We start from the raw sequence: 18,145 nt of genomic DNA on the forward strand, positions 1-18,145 counted from the left end.
CGCCCCACAGCCGGCCCGGAGTGTGACGAACCGGGCGTAACCTCGGGTCGTGGCCGTCCCCGACCTCCCGCTCGCCGCCACGTCGTTCGACCCCACCGGCGGCACGCTGACCACGATCGTGGCGATCCTCGGGCTCGTCGCGGCGCTGGTCGTGCTGCTGCGGTGGTGGTTCCAGAACCGGGGTCGCTGACCCTCCCCGGACGTCACGGCACGCCTCAGCCCAGGAGCCCTGTGAGGGCCTTGACCAGCAGGTACACCCCCACCGCCCCGACCAGCAGCGCCAGCAGCACGCGGGCGTGGCGTCGTCCCCACGCGTGCACGGAGCGCACCGTCCCGAGCGTCCGGTCGGGGCGCAGGGCCACCAGCAGCAGGGCGGCCACGGGCGCGGCGAAGCGCAGCAGCGTGTAGACGGCGACCTGGGCGATGCCGGAGACCGCCGACGGGTGGGTCTGCAGGATCGCGACGAGGGCGGCCAGGTAGTAGAGCCCCGGCAGGTTCGTCGCGACGCCGGCCGCCCCGGCCAGCGGGACGGTGGGGGCGCGCAGCCGGCGTTCCAGGGCCGGCGGCAGGACGCTGCTGCGGGTGGGCCGGGCCCGGACGCGCTGCCGTTCGCGTCCCGACAGGCGCAGGAGGGCCCACAGCACGGCGAGGGCGCCGAGGACGAGGTCGACGAGCAGTCGTCCGGTGGTGGCGTCCGACTCCCGCGTGCCCGTGTGCAGCCAGGTCACGACGACGATGCCGACGCCGAGCGTCACCACGACGCCGGCGGCGACGTAGGCGAGCAGGAGCCGCCGCGGGTGCTCGGTGAGCAGGAAGGCGTAGACGATCGCGAGCGGGACGCCGCGCACCGCGCTGAGCAGGCCCAGGACGAGGGCCTCGGGGCTCACCGCTCGCTCTCCGGCACCGGTCCGAGGTCGAGGGCGACGAGCTGCGTGCCGACGAGCACCGCGGTCAGGACGCCGGGGGCGCCTCCGGTGGTCACGCGCCAGGTGACCTCGTCGCCGACCAGTTCCTTGCGGGTGGGGTCGCGGACGACGGAGCCGGCGAGGAACGCGGCGGGGTCCTCGGGCGCCTCGGGCAGCGTGACCACGGCCTCGGCGAGCAGCGCGCGCAGGGCCGCGACGTCGCCGTCGGTCCAGGCCCGCTCGAAGCGCAGCGCGGCGAGGAAGACGTCGGCCTGCTGGCGGCCGCGACGGCGCAGCTCGCGCAGGAAGGTCACGTCGCGGTTGACCTTCGACGCCGCGCCGAGCAGGCCCGCCGCGGGCGTGCGTGTCAGCTCGAGGACGCGGACGGCGACCTGCCGGTAGCCGCTGTCCGGGGTCAGGGTGCCTGCGGCGAGGAGCTGGTCGATCCGCTCGATCGACGCCAGCTCCTGGTAGAGGGAGAGGTTGCCGGCGAGCTCGTTGCGCCGGTCGGCGATGTCGAGCGTGGTGCGGGGCTCGGTGTCGCGCCGCGTCGGGTTGATCTGCACGACCCACAGCTCGTCGGGGTCGTCGTCGAGCAGGGGCGCCACGGGCGGGTTCTGGGAGAACAGGCCGTCCCAGTAGGCGCCGCCGTCGAGATGGACCGCCCGGAACAGGGTCGGGATCGCCGCGGAGGCGAGCACGGTGTCGGCGGTGATCGCGTCACGGCGGCTGTCGAAGGCACGGAACGCCCCGCTGAGCACGTCGACGGCGCCCAGGACCAGGCGCGGGTGGCGGGCGTCGGTGTCCACCCCGAACGCGTCGAGGTCGACGTGACGACGCACCAGCCGGCGGAACTCCGCGCGCCCGTCGAACGGCGGCGGCAGGAGGTAGGGGTTCAGCGGCGGGGCGAGACCCAGGCTCTGCGCGAGCCCCGCGCCGACGGCGACGGCGTTGCCGACCCGCTCGACCGGCCCGCGCGCCGCGTTGTCCTCCCAGAACGCCTCGAGCACCTCGGGGGCCCGGTCGAGCCTGCCCTCGCGCAGCACGGACCACACGAGCAGCGCGTTGATCGCCCCGCCCGACGTGCCGCTGACGGCCACCACCTCGTGGCCGTCGAACGCCCCGCGCCGCACCCAGCGCGCGACGACGCCCGCCGTGAACGCGGTGTGGCTGCCGCCGCCCTGGAACGCGAGCGCGATCCTCATCCCGCCACGCTAGGGGATCACCGACGCGGGCACGCGGCGTCGTTGTCGGGGGTCGGGGGCACCATGGTCGTGTGGACGTCCTCGACCGCTTCTCCCCCGCGACTCGCGACTGGTTCACCGGCGCGTTCGCGGGCGCGACGCCCGCGCAGGCGGGCGCGTGGGAGGCGGTCGCCGAGGGGCAGCACGCGCTGGTCGTGGCGCCCACGGGGTCGGGCAAGACGCTCGCCGCCTTCCTCTGGGCGCTCGACCGGCTGGCCACAACGCCGCCGCCCGACGAGCCCACGCGCCGCTGCCGCGTCCTCTACGTCTCGCCGATGAAGGCGCTGACGGTCGACGTCCAGCGCAACCTGCGCTCCCCGCTCGCCGGTCTCGGCCAGGCGGCCCAGCGCCTCGGCCTCCCCCGCCCCGACGTCACGGTCGGCTCCCGCACCGGCGACACCCCCGCCGACGAGCGGCGCACCTTCAACCGCACGCCGCCCGACATCCTCGTCACGACACCGGAGTCGCTGTTCCTGCTGCTCACGTCCGCCGCGCGGGAGTCGCTGCGCGGGGTCGACACGGTGATCGTCGACGAGGTCCACGCCGTGCTCGCCTCGAAGCGCGGGGCCCACCTCGCGCTCTCCCTCGAGCGCCTCGACGCCCTGCTCGACGCGCCGGCGCAGCGCATCGGCCTGTCGGCGACGGTGCGCCCGATCGACGAGGTGGCGGCGTTCCTCGGCGGCGGCCGGCCGGTGCGGGTGGTCGCGCCGGAGACGGCGAAGACGGTGCAGGTGCGCGTCGAGGTGCCGGTCGAGGACATGTCGGCGCTCGACGCCGGTGACAACCAGTCCGGTCCGGGCGTCGAGGAGGAGGTCGAGGGGTCGGCGGCCGGCGCGGCCCAGCGCGCCTCGATCTGGCCGGCGGTGCAGGAGCGCATCCTCGAGCTCGTCGGGGAGCACCGCTCGACCATCGTGTTCGCCAACTCGCGACGCCTGGCCGAGCGGCTCACGGCACGCATCAACGAGCTCGCCACCGAGCGGGCCCACGCCGCCGCCGCGCACCAGGCGCCGGTCGAGCTGGATGCCGACGTCGACGATGCCGCCGACGATGCCGACGATGCCGACGCCGACCGCACCGAGGGGCCCACCGACGACGAGGCCGACGAGCTCGCCCCGGTCGTCGGGCCCTTCCCCGCCGAGGCGGTGGGCCAGTCGGGCACGGCCGAGCCCGCCGAGGTCATCGTCGCGCGGGCCCACCACGGCTCGATGAGCCGCACGCAGCGCACCAACGTCGAGGAGGCGCTCAAGTCGGGCCACCTGCCGTGCGTGGTCGCGACGTCGAGCCTCGAGCTGGGCATCGACATGGGCGCGGTCGACCTCGTGATCCAGGTCGAGGCGCCGCCGTCGGTCGCGAGCGGGCTCCAGCGCGTCGGGCGCGCGGGGCACCAGGTGGGCGCGGTGTCCACCGGCGTCGTCATGCCCAAGTACCGCGGCGACCTCGTGTCGTGCGCCGTCGTCGCCGAGCGCATGGCCGGCGGCGCGATCGAGGCGATGCACTACCCGCGCAACCCGCTCGACGTCCTCGCCCAGCACGTCGTGGCGATGACGGCGATGGAGCCGTGGTCGGTCGACGAGCTCACCGCGCTGGTCCGCCGCGCCGCACCCTTCGCGGGGCTGCCCGACTCCGCGCTCGGCGCCGTGCTCGACATGCTGGCCGGGCGCTACCCGAGCGAGGACTTCGGCGAGCTGCGCCCCCGCATCACCTGGGACCGGGTGACCGACCAGCTCGCCGGCCGCCCGGGCGCCCAGCGCCTCGCGGTCACCAGCGGCGGCACGATTCCCGACCGCGGCCTCTACACCGTGGTGACGCCCGGCTCGGGCGAGGGGGGCACGGGCGGCTCCCGGGTCGGCGAGCTCGACGAGGAGATGGTCTACGAGTCCCGCGTCGGCGACACGTTCCTGCTCGGCTCGACGAGCTGGCGGGTCCTCGACATCACCCGCGACCGCGTCGTCGCCGAGCCGGCGCCCGGTGTGCCGGCGCGGATGCCGTTCTGGAAGGGCGACGCCCCCGGCCGCCCGCTGGAGCTGGGCCGGGCGCTCGGGGCGTTCGTGCGCGAGGTCGCCGCAGCGGACGAGGAGGCGGCGCGCGGACGGGCGCAGGCGGCCGGGCTCGACGACTGGGCCGCGGACAACCTGCGCGCCTACCTGCGCGAGCAGAAGGAGGCCACGCGCCACGTCCCGAGCGACCGGGCGATCGTCGTCGAGCGGTTCCGCGACGAGCTGGGCGACTGGCGCCTCGTGGTCCACTCCCCCTTCGGTGCGCAGGTCAACGCGCCGTGGGCGCTGGCGATCGCCGCACGGTTCCGCGAGCAGCGGGGCCTGGAGGTCTCGGCGGCGAGCGCGGACGACGGCATCGTCCTGCGGTTGCCCGACGCCCTCGACGACAGCGGCGAGGAGGTCCTGCCGACGGCCGAGGACGTGCTGCTCGACCCGGACGAGGTCGAGCAGATCGTCACCGGCGAGGTGAGCAACTCGGCGCTGTTCGCCGCCCGGTTCCGCGAGTGCGCGGCCCGCTCGCTGCTGCTGCCGCGCCGCGACCCCACCCGCCGCACACCCCTGTGGCAGCAGCGCCAGCGTGCCGCCCAGCTGCTCTCGGTCGCGAGCCGGTTCGAGCAGTTCCCGGTGGTCCTCGAGACGATGCGGGAGGTCCTCCAGGACGTCTACGACGTCCCGGGCCTCACCGAGCTCATGCGGGACGTCCGCTCGCGGGCGGTGCAGGTGGTCGACGTCGCCACCGCGAGCGCGTCGCCCTTCGCGCGGACGCTGATGTTCGGCTACGTCGGGATGTTCCTCTACGAGCTCGACGCGCCGCTGGCCGAGCGGCGGGCCGCGGCGCTGTCGCTCGACTCCACACTGCTCGCCGAGCTGCTGGGCTCGGAGGCCATCCGCGAGCTGCTCGACGCCGACGTGCTCGCCGAGATCGAGGGCCAGCTCCAGCGCACCGACCCCGAGCGCCACGTCCGCGACGCCGAGGGCACCGCCGACCTGCTGCGCTTCGTCGGCGACCTCACCACCGACGAGGCCGCCGCCCGTGGCGTCCAGGAGGCGTGGCTCACCGAGCTCGAGGCGGCCCGGCGCGCGATCCGGGTGCGGGTCGCCGGCGAGGAGCGCTGGATCGCCATCGAGGACGCCGGGCGGTTCCGGGACGCGCTCGGCGCGGGCCTGCCGGTCGGGGTGCCCGAGGCGTTCACCGAGCCGGTGCCCGACCCGCTGGGCGACCTGCTGGCCCGCTTCGCCCGCACCCGCGGCCCGTTCCCGGTCGCCGCGCCGGCGCACCGCTTCGGGCTCGGCGTCGCCGTGGTCGGCGGGGTGATCGACCGGCTGGTGTCCTCCGGGCGCCTGGTGCGCGGCGAGCTGCGGCCCGATGGCGCGCCGCCGCTGCCCGGGGTGCCCGCCGGCCTGCCCGCCTCCGGCCCGGACGCCTGCGATGCCGAGGTCCTACGGCGGCTGCGCCGCGGCTCGCTGGCCCGGCTGCGCGCCGAGGTCGAGCCCGTCGAGCCCGCCGCCCTCGGGCGCTTCCTGCCCGCGTGGCACGGGATCGGGGGCGGCACGCAGCGCAGCGGAGCTGCCGCGCGGACCGCGAACCACGGCCGCCTCCGGCGCGCCCCGGGTCCCGACGACGTGCTCGGCGTGGTCGAGCAGCTCGCCGGCGCGCCGATCCCGGCCAGCGCGCTCGAGAGCCTCGTGCTGCCGGCCCGGCTGCCCGGCTACTCCCCCGCGCTGCTCGACGAGCTCACCAGCGCCGGCGAGGTGACGTGGACCGGCTGCGGCACGCTGGCCGGCGGCGACGGGTGGCTGGCGGTCGCGCCGACCGACCTCGCCGACCTCCTGCTGCCCGATCCCGAGCCCGACCTCGCCGACACCCCGGTGCACCGCGCCCTGCTCGAGACGCTCGAGGCCGGCGGCGCGCTGTTCTTCCGCCAGCTCGGCGAGCGCACCCACGCGGTGCTGCGGGCGGCGGGCGGGTCCGAGACCTCCCGGGAGATCGACTTGCCCGACGACGCGACGCTCGTCGCGGCGCTGTGGGACCTGGTCTGGGCGGGCCTCGCCACCAACGACACCCTCGCCCCGGTCCGCGCGCTGGTCTCCGGCGGCGGATCGCGGGGCTCCGGCGGATCGCGGGGCGGCGCGCACCGCCAGCGCCGGACGGCCTCGCGTGGCCGCTACGCCCGGCTCGGGCGCGCACCCATGCCCTCGCGCACCGGGCCGCCCACCGCCGCCGGCCGCTGGTCCGGGGTGCCGGCGCGCGAGGCCGAGCCCACCCGCCGCGCCCAGGCCCGCACCGAGGCGTTCCTCGAGCGCCACGGCGTGCTCACCCGCGGCGCGCTCGACACCGAGCGTGCCACCGGCGGCTTCGCCGGCATCTACCCGGTGCTGCGCGCGATGGAGGAGAACGGGCGCGCCCGGCGCGGCTACGTCATCGAGGGACTGGGCGCCGCGCAGTTCGCGGTGCCCGGCGCCATCGACCGGCTGCGGGCCGAGTCGCGCGACGAGGACGCCGGCGGCGAGCCGAAGGCCCTCGTGCTCGCGGCCACCGACCCCGCCCAGCCGTGGGGCGCAGCGCTGGAGTGGCCCGCGACGGTCGGCAGCCAGGACGGAGGCACCAGTTCCCACCGCCCGGGCCGCAAGGCCGGCGCGCTGGTCGTGCTCGTCGACGGCGAGCCCGGGATCTACGTCGAGCGGGGCGGGAAGTCGGTGCTGAGCTTCACCACCGACCGCGAGGCCCTCGCCGCCGGGGCGTCCGCGCTGGCCACGGCCGTGCGCGAGGGCTGGCTGGGCAGCATCGCGGTGGAGAAGGCCGACGGATCCGGCGCGCTCGACGGCGTGCTGGCCGAGGTCCTCACCGAGGCGGGGTTCCGGCACAGCCCCAAGGGGCTGCGGCTGCGGGCCTGACGGCGGTCGTCAATCGTTCGCGCAGGTCGAGGACAGGTCCGCCGGCCCGGCGTCCGGGCGGTCGCCCGTCCTCGCCCGGGTGGCGTCGGATCGCGGCCGACAGCGCCCCCGTCCGCTCCGCAGACCTGCCCGCGCGAGCCGGCACGGGTCACGGCAGGCTGAGCGACGACACCGAGCAGCCGACGAGCAGGGAGTGTCATGGCACTGGCGTGCCCGACGTGTGAGGAGTCGGCGGCCGAGTACCTCGGCATGGCCGACGACGGCCGCAACATGATGCGGTGCACCGCCTGCGGGCACGAGTGGGTGCTCGGCGCCAAGCCGGTCTCGCCGCGGGCGATCAGCCAGACCACGCGCTCACGCGGGACGGGCACGAGCCGGAGCACTACCCGGGGCACCCGCACCCCCGCGAGCCGGGCCCCCACCCGCTCGTCGACCTCCGTCACCGGGTCGGCCGGCCGCACGGCGGGCACGCGCGGCCCCGTCCGGCCCGCGCGCAGCGCCGAGGACGTCGAGACCGCGCGGCGACGCTTCACCGCGACCGCCGCCGACGTCCCGCCCGAGCGCTGGCGGGTGATCGACGCCCTGCGCCGCGAGTTCCTCGCCGACTTCCCGCACCCCGACGAGGAGGCCGGCCGCTACCGCGACGTCTACCGGCAGGCGTTCGAGGCCGACGCGCTGCCGTACACGACGCCCAACGCACTGCGGGACTTCGCGAACAGCAAGGTCGTCGCCCGGCCCGGCAACATGAGCCGCTTCAACGACGAGTGGCGGGCGCTGGGCAGCCAGCGCGCCGCCGAGGCGTTCCGCGGGGTGATCGAGCACCTGCTGCGCGGCGAGGACCCGCCCGCGCCGGAGGATCGGCTCACCGAGCTGATCACCTCCGACACACCGCCCGCGATGCCCGGGTTCCGCGAGGCGATGCTCACGCGCGTCCTGTGCATCGCCGAGCCGGAGCGCTTCCTGCCGATCCTGATCTACACGAGTCCGGCCGGCGGCAAGCGGGAGATCGCCCGCCAGGTGTTCGGCCTCGAGCTGCCCGCGCCGGAGACGTCGTCGCAGACCATCGGGCGGCTCGCCTACTGGAGCAACGACCTGCTCGTCGAGCTGATCGGGAACCGGTTCGTCGACCTCGACCACGCCCGCCAGTTCCTGTGGTGGGTCAAGGACCATCCGGACCTGAGGTAGCGGCCGGGCGCGACCGCCGCCGGCCGTGGACGAGGTGGACAGCCAACCCCAGGGCGAACCGGGCGGCGAAGCGCAGCCACGTCACCGGCTCGAGGAACTCGAGGAACGTGGTGAGCCACAGCGAGGACAGGACGCCGGGCCCCGGACGCAGCGAACAGCGCGTTCGTTGCCGTAGAAGCAGCGAACCGCCCGTTCGCTGCACCACGGTCAGCCCGAGTCGCCGACCCAGCCCAGGCGGGTGGAGAGCTCCTCGGCCGCGGAGCGCAGGTCGGGCACGATGGCTCGGGCCCGCCGGCGCGGCAGCCGGTACGCCGGGCCGGCGGCGGACAGGGCCGCGACGACGTCACCGCCCGCGCCCCACACCGGTACGGCGACCGCGTGCAGGCCGACCTCGAGCTCCTCGAACGAGCGCGCGTGGCCCTCGTCGACCACCCGCGCGAGCTCCGTGCGCAGCGCCGCGGGCTCGGTGATCGTCGACTCGGTGAAACGGGGCAGGCGGCGGCGCAGGAAGGCCCGGCGCTCGGCGTCGCCCATGTAGGCCAGTAGGACCTTGCCGGCCGAGGTGGCGTGCAGCGGCGTGCGCCGGCCCACCCAGTTCTGCGTGGTGATGGACGCGTTGCCGAACTCCTGGGCGACGTTGATCGCCGCCTCGCCGTCGTGGACGGCGAGGTTGCAGGTCTCCCCCACGAGCTCCGCGAGCTGCTGGCAGGTCGGCTGACCGAGCCGGGCGATGTCCATCCGGCCCGTCGCCGACGCCGCGAGCCGCACGACACCGAACCCCAGGGCCACCTTCCCGCGGTCGCCGAGCTGCTCGAGCATGCCGCGCCGCGCCAGCGCCGCCACCAGCCGCGACGCCGTCGACTTGTGCACCCCGAGCTCCTCGGCGAGCTCGGTGATGCCCACCTCGCCGCGGGCCGCCACCACCTCGAGAGCCGTCACCGCCCGGTCGACCGAGCGGACGAGCGAGGGCTCGCTGCGCTCACGACCGGACCCGCCGTCGTCGCCGTGGGTGGACGTCATCGCCCTCCATCCTGGCCGACCGGGTGGACCCGGACGGCGAGCGGGGGCCGTTCAGCCCAACCGACGCGGCCTCGGGTTGCGGATCACGCAACCCTACCTGCTCTCAGCGCGTCTGGCGCTGGTCCCGGGAGGGAACGCCGTTCGGGCCGCCGAGGTCGACGGCATAGGTGCCGACGCCGACCGCGAGCGCGTCGAGCATCCGGTCGAGGGCGACCCGGTCGATGTTGGCCAGGGTGTCGCAGGCCTGGTGGTAGCAGCGGTCGAACGGTTGGCCCGCCTGCCCGCCCCAGAGGGCGGCCTCCTCGGGCGTCTTGACCTCCTCGGCGCCGGTGAAGAGCCCGCCCGCCGGGATGCCGGCCTCGATGAACGGGCCGTAGTCCGAGCGACCGTCGAAGTCGGTGCCGCGCGGCTGGACGCCCGTGGCCGACAGGGCACCGGCGAGCGTGCGCTCGATGCCGTCCGAGCCGCCCGGCCCCGGCGGCGCGCCCTGGCGGTCCGAGTCGTCGCCGTCGTAGACGAGGTAGGCGGGGTTGGGCGAGCCGAGCATGTCGGAGTTGAGCACCACCGCGATGTCGCGGCGCGCCTCGGGCGTCAGGCCCCGCACGTAGGCCGTCGAGCCGAGCAGCCCGACCTCCTCGGCGCCCCACCACGCGAAACGCACGGCGTTCGCCACCGGCGGGGCGCTGCCCAGGCGCAGCGCGACCTCGAGCTGCGCGGCGGAGCCGGAGCCGTTGTCGTTGATGCCCGGGCCCTCGGGCACCGAGTCGAGGTGGGCGCCGCTCATGACGACCTCGTCGGCGCGGCCCGTCGTGGTCTGCGCGATCACGTTGCGCGTCGTGATCGTCTGCGAGCGGGTGACCAGCGTGACCGTCGCCGGCGTGCCCGCGCGGGCGAGCAGGGCGTCGAAGTCGGGCTGCACCAGCCCGCCGGTGGGCAGGCGGCCGTCGGCGACGGAGCCGAGGGTGCCGCCGAGCGGCCCGGGCGCGTTGTTGCCGACCAGCACCGCCGCGGCGCCGACCTCCGCCGCGACCTGCTGCTTCTGCGTGAACGTGCACGTCCCGCGACGGACGAGCAGCACGGCGCCGCGGGCCGGCAGGTTCGCGTAGTCGGTCGCCTCGCAGCCGGGCGACGGGTCGCCGGGGGCGTCGGGGGCGGCGACCAGCGGGCCGGTGACGCCCTCCGGCGGCGTGGTCGGCGAGTAGGTCAGCGCGGTCACCGCGGGCCCCGGCGCGCCGCCGACGGTGAGCGTCTGGGCCTCGGCGGTGAAGGTGTCGAACGGGAAGCTCGGCGTCTCCACCCGGAACCCGGCCTCCCGCAGCCGGCCGGCGACGTACTCGACGCTGGCGTCGTAGCCCGGCTGCCCCGCCGCGCGGTTGCCGCCGTTCGCGTCGGCGATGCGCTGCAGCTCCTGGAGGTGGGCGAACGCGCCGTCACCGGTGGCCTGCTCGGCGAGGCGCCGGGCGAGCTCGCGGTCGGGCGCCGGGCCGGCGGCCGTGGGGCTGCTCGGGGCGGCCGCCGCCGGGGTGCCGGCATCGCCGGAGCCGCAGGCGGTCACGAGCGCGAGGAGGGCGCTGAGGGCGAGGGCCGTGACGGCCCCCCGACGCGTCGCGATCATGCTCACGGACGGTAGCGGATGGTCCGCGACGACGTGACACGAACCACCCGGGCAGCGGCCCGGCGGCGTCGAGGGAGACGTGGGGGCGACCAGGTTCACGCCCCTGCGGAATACCCCGGCCGCTACAGTTGGTTGGCACAGCCAACGATCCGCCGTCCCCCGAGCCCCGAGGAGGGTGCGTGCCGCAGCCCGAGGCACCGGAGGCGGCCCGTCCCCGCCCGGCCGTGGTGGTCACGGTCCTGTCGTCGGTCGGCCTGGTCGCGTCGCTCTGCATGACGCTCGTGGTGCCGCTGGTGCCGCAGCTCCCCCAGCTGCTCGCGACGTCGACCGCCACCGCGTCCTGGGTCATCACCGCGACGCTGCTCGCCGGCGCCGTCGCGACGCCGATCGCCGGGCGCCTGGGCGACATGGTCGGCAAGCGCCGCGTCCTGCTCGGCACGCTCGGACTGCTCGTCGTCGGCTCGGTGCTCTGCGCGGTGAGCTCCGACCTCGTACCCGTGCTCGTCGGGCGCGCGCTGCAGGGCGTCGCGGTCAGCGCGGTGCCGCTGGGCATCAGCCTCATGCGCGACACGCTCCCGCCCGCGCGCCTGGGCTCGGGGATCGCGCTGATGAGCGCGACGCTGGGCATCGGCGGCGGGCTCGGCCTGCCGCTGGCCGCGGTCATCGTCGAGGTCGCCGACTGGCACGCCCTGTTCTGGGTCGCCGGCGCCCTCGGGCTCGCGGGGCTCGTGCTCGTCGCCGTCGTCATCCCGGAGTCGACGACCCGCTCGGGCGGGCGGTTCGACACCGGCGGCGCGGTCGGGCTCTCCATCGGACTGATCGGGCTGCTGCTCGCCGTGTCGAAGGGCGGCGAGTGGGGCTGGGCCGGCGCGGCGACGCTGACCTCGGCCGGCGTCGCGGTGGTCGCCCTCCTCGCCTGGGGGTTCTACGAGCTGCGCGTGCGCGACCCGCTGGTCGACCTGCGGCTCAACGTCCGCCGCGCGGTGCTGCTGCCCAACCTCATCTCGATCCCCGTGGGCGTCGCGATGTTCACGGGCATGGTCGTCTTCCCGCAGCTGCTCTCCGCACCGCTCGCGTCGGGGCACGGGCTGGGGCTCAGCCTGCTCGTCGCCGGCCTGACGCTGGCGCCGAACGGCGTGGTGATGATGCTGATGTCGCCGGTGACCGCGCGGGTCTCCGCGGCCTGGGGCCCGCGCGCCTCGCTGCGGATCGGCCTCGTCGTGATCGCCGTCGCCTACGCCGCGGGCACCGTGCTGCTCTCGTCCGCCTGGCAGGTGTCCCTCGTCATCTCGGTGATCGGCGCCGGGGTGGCCCTGGCGTACGGGGCCCTGCCCGCGCTGATCATGCGCGCGGTGCCCACCACGCGCACCGCCGCCGCGAACGGGCTCAACACGCTCATGCGCTCGATCGGCACGTCGACCGCGTCGGCGGTCGCCGCGGTCGTGCTCTCGGCGTCGACGGTGCCGGTCGAGGGCACGCTCGTGCCATCGCTCGGGGCGCTGCGCACCACGCTGCTCATCGCCGCGGGCTGCGCGCTGCTCGCGCTGGTCGTGAGCCTCGCCGTGCCGAACCTGCCCGAGCCGAGCGAGCACGTGGAGAAGGTCGAGCCGGAGCCCGAGGTCCTGTCGCACCCCCTCGTCCGCGGCCGGGTCCTGGACGACCACGGCGTGCCCGCCACGGGCGCCCGGGTGACGCTCGTGGGCCACGACGGCCGCCAGCTCGCCGTCACGCCCGTCGACCCCGACGGGGCCTTCGCGGCCGACCCGGGTGCCGACCGTCCCGTCCTGGTCATCGCCGGGCTCACGGGCGCGCAGCCGACCGCCGTGCACGTGGCGCCGGGCCAGGACACCCTCGACCGGCCCCTCGTGCTCGCGCGCATCCCCGACCCGCTCGCGGACATCACCGAGGTCGCGCGCCCCGCGGCGGACACAGCCGGCTGCCCCTCGCGCTCCTGATCTGCGTCGACCGCGTTCGTCGTCCGCGGCGGGCGGGCATCCGATGCGCTCCTGACGACGACGGAGCCGGAGGGACGCATGTCCAGCGACGACACCCCGGTGGTGGCGGTCCGCCAGGCCATCTCGGCGCTGCGCGCGGGCACGGTGACGCGCCCGCTCGACACCGAGGACCTCGCGATGCTCGGGGTCGAGGCCCGGGCGCTGCTCGAGCAGCTCGTCGACCTGCTGCAGAGCGTCGACCGCGCCACCACCGACCCGCGCGACCCCCACAACCGGGACCTCGCCACGCTGCGCGAACGCCTCTCCGGCGCCCTGGCGCCCGGCCCCTTCACCGGCGATCCCCGGGACGGTGTCGACGAGCAGGCCGTCGCCGCGCGCTCCGGCACACCCGACGACTGATCCGCGCCCGCCGCGGCGCGGTGGGACGATGGCGGGGTGCCGGAGGGTGACACCGTCTTCCTCGCCGGGCGGCGGATGCACGACGCGCTGGCCGGCCGGACGCTGACGCGTGGGGAGCTGCGGCACCCGCGGCTGATCGAGCACGACCTCGCGGGCCGGACGGTGCTCGAGGTCGTCAGCGTCGGCAAGCACCTGTTCACGCGCTTCGACGACGCGACGAGCCTGCACAGCCACTTCCGCATGGACGGGTCGTGGCACCTCTACCGGCCCGGACGCCCGTGGCGGGGCCCCGACCACCAGGTGCGGGCGATCCTCGAGGTGCCCGAGCGCGTCGCCGTCGGCTTCCGGCTCCACGACCTCGACCTGCTGCCCACCGAGCGCGAGGACACCTGGGTCGGGCACCTCGGCCCCGACCTGCTCGGGGCGTCGTGGGGTCCCGCCGACGCCGCCGAGGTCGAGCGCCGCCTGCGCGCCGACCCCGACCGCGAGCTCGGCGCCGCCCTGCTCGACCAGCGCGTGGCGTGCGGCGTCGGCAACCTCTACAAGGCGGAGATCTGCTTCCTGCTGGGCGTCTCGCCGTGGACGCGGGTCGGCGACCTCACCGACCGCCAGGTCCACGACGCCGTCGCCTGGGCCCACAAGCTGCTCGTCCGCAACGCCTGGCGCCCCGAGCAGTCGACCACCGGCGACCTCGGCGAGGGCGCCCAGCACTGGGTGTTCGAGCGCGGCGGGCGGGGCTGCCGGCGCTGCCGGGACGTCGTGCGCACGGCCGGGCAGGACGATGGTTCGCCCGATCGCGAGGACCGCATCGCCTACTTCTGCCCCACCTGCCAGCCCGGGCCCCACCCGCCCCTCGAGCGCCGCCGCGGCCGTCGCCCCCAGCAGCAGTCGGGGCGTCAGGCGCGCTACTAGGGATGCATCCGCGCGCCCTTGACGATCTTGTCGACGGCGTTGCGCGGGCCGTGCACCGCGATCCCGACGAGGTCCAGGTCGGCGCGGGCCACCTTCGCCACCGCGGCGCGGTTGTCGGCGTCGTTGCCGGTGGCGAAGAGGTCGGCGGTGAAGATCGCGGGCGCGAGGCCCCGGTCGAGGGCACGCCGGTGGGCGGTGCGCAGGACGTCGGCGTCGCCCGCGAAGACCATCACCGGTCGGCCGAGCATCGCGAGGTAGCGCGTGCCGTCGGCGTCGGCGTAGGGCTCGCCGACCAGCTCGGGGACCGCCGCGGTGATGCCGCTGACGAGGAAGGCGGTCACGTTGAGGGACTGCCAGCCGGCGAGGTCGTCGCGCAGCACGACGGCGATCTTGGTGTCGAATCCGCTGCTCATGACGCCGACGATCGCCCGCGCGGGGCGCCACGGTCTTGTACGTTCCTGGCGTCCTCCGGGGCTGTGACGGCGGGCACCACGGGTCCACACTGCCCCGATGGAGGACGTGCCGCCCGGCCGCGAGCACGAGGCGGCCGTGCTCACCGGGGCGCTCGACGAGGCGTGCGCGGGCCGGGGGACGGCCGTGCTCGTCGCCGGCGAGGCCGGGATCGGCAAGTCGACGGTGCTCGCGGCGCTGCTCGACACCGCGGAGCGCCGGGGCGTGCCGGCCCTGCTGGGACGGGCGAGCGACGATCTCGGCGCGCCCGCGTTCTGGCCGTGGCTGCGCCTGCTCGGCAGCCCCGCGGCCCGCGACCGGGGCCTCGACCCGGGGGTGCTGGACCCCGCCGCGACGGGCCCCGGCGTGAGCGACGCCCAGGCCCGGTTCCGGGCGGTCGCCGACACCGTCGACGCCCTCGCGGCCGCGGCGGACGGCGGGCTCGTGGTCGCCGTCGAGGACGTGCACGCCGCCGACGAGGCCTCGCTGGCCCTGCTGCGCCACCTCGCGGGCGAGGTCGTGGCGACGCGCGGTCCACCCGTGCTGCTGGTGGCCACGACCCGGGAGCCGGCGCCGGCGGGCCTCGAGGCCGCGCTGCCGGTCGTGCTGCGCCCCGGTCGGCTGGGACGCGCGGCGGTCCGAGAGCTGCTGCGCCGCCGCGACGACGACGAGCCGGCCGAGGACGACGTCGACACCCTGCTGCGGGTCAGCGCGGGGCACCCGCTGCACCTGCGCGAGCTCCTGGTGGCCCCCGAGGTGCACGCGGAGGCGGTCGCGCCCCTGGTCCGGCGTCGCGTCACCGGCCTCTCCCCCGCCGCCCGGGACCTCGTCGCCACCGCTGCCGTCGCCGGCGACGACGTGGCGCGCGACCTCCTCGGCGACCACGGCCCGGACGCGCTCGCCGCGGCGCTGGGAGCCGGCCTGCTGGTCGAGGACGCGCAGGACGCGGGCCGGGTGCGGTGGTCCCACGCGCTCGTGCGCGCCGCCTGCCGCGACGGGCTCCCCGCCGCCCGCCGCCTCGCCGAGCACCGCCGGCTCGCCGACGCCCTCCCGTCGACGCAGGCCGGCGAGGTGGCGGGCCACCGGCTCGCCGCCGCCGACTCCCCCGCCGCCCGGGCCGCCGCCGCGGACGCCTGCCGGAGCGCCGCCGACGCCGCGACCGCCCGGCGCGCCCCCGACGACGCCGCCGCCTGGTACCGCCGCGCCCTCGACGTCACCGACGACCCGGTGGCGCGCGCCGAGGTGCGCCTGGCCCTCGCCCGCACCCTCGTCCGCGCCGACCGCACCACCGACGCCCTCGCCGAGGCCGCGACCGTGCTCGACGTCGCCGAGCACGCCGGGCGGGCCGACCTCGCCGCGGCCGCGGCCGTCGTCGTGCGCGGGGTCGGCCAAACCCTCGTCGCCGGCCGGATCGAGGGGCTCGTGCAGCGCGCCGCGACGCTGCTCGCCGGGGAGGACTCGGCGCGGCGGGCCCGCGTGCTCGCCCAGGAGGCCATGATCGCGGCGGTGCGCGGCCACCCGGACGAGGCCGGGGACAGCTCGGCCCGGGCGCTCGCGATGGCCGACCGCCACGAGCACGAGCCCGAGGGCGTCGACGCCGTCCTGCACGCGCTGCACGCCCGCTACGAGGTGTGCGGCGGGCCCGGCGGGATCGAGGACCGGCTGGCCGTCGGGCGGCGCACCATCGCCCTCGGCGCCGCGACGCAACGCCCCGAGGCGCTGATCTGGGGTCACGTCTGGCGCATCGAGGACGCCTTCGAGCTCGGCGCGCTGGAGGTCGTCGACGCCGGGATCGAGGCGCTCGGCGCGGTCGCCGACCAGCTCGGCGGCACCCTCGCCCGCTGGCACGAGCTGCGGGCGCGCGCCGCCCGCGCCCACCTCGCCGGCCGCTACGCCGACGCCTTCGCCCTCGCCGGCCGCTTCCGCGAGGTGGGGCGCCGCGGGCAGGACCCCACCGCCGAGCCCCTCTACGAGGGCTTCACGAGCCTCCTCCACCGCGACCTCGGCAGCCTCGCGACGTGGCACCCCGACGAGGAGGCCTTCGCCCGCATGCGGCACGCCCCGGTCTTCTGGGCCACCGCCGGCGTCGCCTTCCTCGACCGCGGCGACCGGGACGTCGCCCGGACGCTCTACGACGAGCTGCGCCCGCACCTCTGGGAGGTCCCGCCGACGGGCCGGTGGCGCCCGATCGCCTGCTGCGGCAGTGAGCTGGCCGTCGCGTTCGACGACACCGAGGTGGCGCGGGCCCTGCTCGCCCAGCTGCGCCCGCACACGGCCCTGCGCGGGGACAGCAGCACCGGCTCGGTCGGGCCCGTGGCCCGCTTCGCCACGCGGGTCGCCCGCCACCTCGCCCGCTCCCCCGAGGAGCACGACGAGGCCGTCCGCCTCGCCGAGCAGGCCGTCACCTCCGACCGGCGTCTGGGCGCGGCGCCGGGGCTCGCGCAGTCGGACCTGGAGCTGGGCCGCGCGCTCGCCGCCCGGGGCGCCGCCGGCGACCGCGAGCGGGCCCGGCAGGTCCTCGACGAGGCGCGGACGGTGGCGCGCCGCCTCGGCCTGCGCCCGACCCTCGAGGGCGCGTCCGCGCTGCTCGCCGACCTCACCGGCCTCGGCGCGGGCGCGGCGTCCCTGACCGCCCGCGAGCGCGAGACCGTCGCCCTCGTCGCCACCGGCCTGCCCAACCGGGAGGTCGCCGAGCGCCTCGTCATCAGCGAGCGCACCGTCGAGACCCACGTCCGGAACGCGCTGGCCAAGCTGGGGCTGCACAACCGGACCCAGCTCGCCTCGTGGGCCGCCGGGACACGCGACGGGGTGCGTACCTGAGGACGGGCTGCGTACCGCGATCTGCGTACCAGCGCGGAGGTCCGCCGGCCCCGCGCCCGCCACGCTCGGTGGCACCCCACCCCACCACCGAGAGGACGTGGCCGCCGTGTTCGCCCGATTCCAGACCGTCAGCTCGCTGCCCCCCACCGTCGATCCAGCCGACCCCGACCGCAGCCGCCAGGAGCTCACCGACATCCTGCGCCGTCACGCCGGCTACAGCGGCGCCTACTTCCTCGTCTCCGGGTCGACCGCGATGCGGGCGCTGATCACGCTGTGGACCACCGAGGAGGACGCCCGCGCCGCCTCGGACCGCACCCGCGCCGCCACCGGGGACGTCCCGCGGCCGGCCATGGTCGAGGACACCGTCTACGAGGTGATCGACGACGAGCCCGGCGCCGACCCCGCCGCCGACCCGGCGGTCGTCGCCGTCGCGGCCTTCGACGGACCGATGAGCGACGCAGCGAGGGCCGCGACCGACCGCGTGCACCGCCGCCACGTCATCCCCGCGCTGCAGGCGCTGCCCGGCACCGTGCGCCTGATGATCCTCTGGGACCACCTCTCGCGGTCGATGCGCGCGCTGCTCCTGGCCACGGGTCCGGCCACGGTCGACGCGGCCCGGGGCGCCGTCGACGCCACCGACCCCGCCGCCGGCGAGGACCCGGCGCTGGTCTCGCCGCCCGACCGCATGGAGCGCTTCGACGTGGACGCCGCGGACGCGCCGATCGCGCGCTGAGGAGCCTCGGCGGCC

The 18,145-nt window shown here is 76.8% G+C and carries 13 protein-coding genes; 8 read left to right on the top strand and 5 right to left on the bottom strand.

Annotation, left to right across the window (positions count from 1 at the left end):
• Positions 1-49 precede the first annotated feature (49 nt).
• Positions 50-190 carry a hypothetical protein gene (locus tag PGB27_RS02520; RefSeq protein WP_274198753.1) on the top strand — a complete coding sequence of 47 codons (141 nt, stop codon included), beginning with the start codon at positions 50-52 and terminating at the stop codon, positions 188-190.
• Between the two features lie 25 nt (positions 191-215).
• Here the strand turns inward: PGB27_RS02520 and PGB27_RS02525 are convergent, their stop codons facing one another.
• Both PGB27_RS02525 and PGB27_RS02530 read right to left on the bottom strand, forming a co-directional pair.
• Positions 216-887: a GAP family protein gene (locus PGB27_RS02525; RefSeq protein ID WP_274198754.1), complete on the bottom strand. Its 672-nt coding sequence runs from the start codon at positions 885-887 to the stop codon at positions 216-218.
• Positions 884-2,110, bottom strand: coding sequence for a patatin-like phospholipase family protein (locus PGB27_RS02530; protein WP_274198755.1), 1,227 nt, complete (start codon positions 2,108-2,110; stop codon positions 884-886). The genes PGB27_RS02525 and PGB27_RS02530 overlap by 4 nt, the downstream gene beginning before the upstream one ends.
• 71 nt (positions 2,111-2,181) lie before the next feature.
• On the opposite strand from PGB27_RS02530, the gene PGB27_RS02535 reads away from it, so the two are divergent.
• A complete protein-coding gene (locus PGB27_RS02535) occupies positions 2,182-7,041 on the top strand; it encodes an ATP-dependent helicase (protein WP_274198756.1) in 4,860 nt (1,619 codons plus the stop codon).
• Between the two features lie 198 nt (positions 7,042-7,239).
• Positions 7,240-8,226, top strand: coding sequence for a hypothetical protein (locus tag PGB27_RS02540; protein WP_274198757.1), 987 nt, complete (start codon positions 7,240-7,242; stop codon positions 8,224-8,226).
• A 207-nt stretch (positions 8,227-8,433) separates the two neighbouring features.
• Here PGB27_RS02540 and PGB27_RS02545 read toward each other — a convergent pair whose 3' ends face one another.
• Together PGB27_RS02545 and PGB27_RS02550 are read right to left on the bottom strand one after the other, a co-directional pair.
• Positions 8,434-9,246: an IclR family transcriptional regulator gene (locus PGB27_RS02545; RefSeq protein ID WP_274198758.1), complete on the bottom strand. Its 813-nt coding sequence runs from the start codon at positions 9,244-9,246 to the stop codon at positions 8,434-8,436.
• Positions 9,247-9,349: 103 nt separating this feature from the next.
• Positions 9,350-10,861 carry a M28 family metallopeptidase gene (locus PGB27_RS02550; protein ID WP_274198759.1) on the bottom strand — a complete coding sequence of 504 codons (1,512 nt, stop codon included), beginning with the start codon at positions 10,859-10,861 and terminating at the stop codon, positions 9,350-9,352.
• A gap of 179 nt (positions 10,862-11,040) precedes the next feature.
• On the opposite strand from PGB27_RS02550, the gene PGB27_RS02555 reads away from it, so the two are divergent.
• The 3 genes from PGB27_RS02555 (at position 11,041) to PGB27_RS02565 (ending at position 14,127) form a co-directional block, all read left to right on the top strand.
• Entirely contained in the window at positions 11,041-12,816 is a 1,776-nt protein-coding gene (locus PGB27_RS02555; protein WP_274198760.1) for an MFS transporter, read from the top strand.
• Positions 12,817-12,894: 78 nt separating this feature from the next.
• Entirely contained in the window at positions 12,895-13,215 is a 321-nt protein-coding gene (locus PGB27_RS02560) for a hypothetical protein (RefSeq protein WP_274198761.1), read from the top strand.
• A 36-nt stretch (positions 13,216-13,251) separates the two neighbouring features.
• Positions 13,252-14,127 (top strand): DNA-formamidopyrimidine glycosylase family protein, encoded by an 876-nt coding sequence (locus tag PGB27_RS02565; RefSeq protein WP_274198762.1) that lies wholly within the window; start codon positions 13,252-13,254, stop codon positions 14,125-14,127.
• On the opposite strand, the gene PGB27_RS02570 is transcribed toward PGB27_RS02565, so the two are convergent.
• Positions 14,124-14,540 carry a DUF2000 domain-containing protein gene (locus PGB27_RS02570; RefSeq protein WP_274198763.1) on the bottom strand — a complete coding sequence of 139 codons (417 nt, stop codon included), beginning with the start codon at positions 14,538-14,540 and terminating at the stop codon, positions 14,124-14,126. The genes PGB27_RS02565 and PGB27_RS02570 overlap by 4 nt on opposite strands.
• Positions 14,541-14,637: 97 nt before the next feature.
• On the opposite strand from PGB27_RS02570, the gene PGB27_RS02575 reads away from it, so the two are divergent.
• The gene (locus PGB27_RS02575) at positions 14,638-17,397 is read left to right on the top strand and encodes an AAA family ATPase (protein ID WP_274198764.1); all 2,760 of its coding nucleotides are present in this window, start codon (positions 14,638-14,640) and stop codon (positions 17,395-17,397) included.
• A 106-nt stretch (positions 17,398-17,503) separates the two neighbouring features.
• Positions 17,504-18,130, top strand: coding sequence for a hypothetical protein (locus PGB27_RS02580; protein WP_274198765.1), 627 nt, complete (start codon positions 17,504-17,506; stop codon positions 18,128-18,130).
• Positions 18,131-18,145 lie beyond the last annotated feature (15 nt).

This window comes from Actinomycetospora lemnae (assembly GCF_028737315.1).
Taxonomy (GTDB): domain Bacteria; phylum Actinomycetota; class Actinomycetes; order Mycobacteriales; family Pseudonocardiaceae; genus Actinomycetospora; species Actinomycetospora lemnae.

Bases quoted from the DNA above. Each gene is read 5' to 3' on its own strand.
- PGB27_RS02575 (WP_274198764.1), top strand. From the start codon at position 14,638: ATGGAGGACGTGCCGCCCGGCCGCGAGCACGAGGCGGCCGTGCTCACC.
- PGB27_RS02545 (WP_274198758.1), bottom strand. From the start codon at position 9,246: ATGACGTCCACCCACGGCGACGACGGCGGGTCCGGTCGTGAGCGCAGC.
- PGB27_RS02560 (WP_274198761.1), top strand. From the start codon at position 12,895: ATGTCCAGCGACGACACCCCGGTGGTGGCGGTCCGCCAGGCCATCTCG.
- PGB27_RS02550 (WP_274198759.1), bottom strand. From the start codon at position 10,861: ATGATCGCGACGCGTCGGGGGGCCGTCACGGCCCTCGCCCTCAGCGCC.
- PGB27_RS02530 (WP_274198755.1), bottom strand. From the start codon at position 2,110: ATGAGGATCGCGCTCGCGTTCCAGGGCGGCGGCAGCCACACCGCGTTC.
- PGB27_RS02540 (WP_274198757.1), top strand. From the start codon at position 7,240: ATGGCACTGGCGTGCCCGACGTGTGAGGAGTCGGCGGCCGAGTACCTC.
- PGB27_RS02570 (WP_274198763.1), bottom strand. From the start codon at position 14,540: ATGAGCAGCGGATTCGACACCAAGATCGCCGTCGTGCTGCGCGACGAC.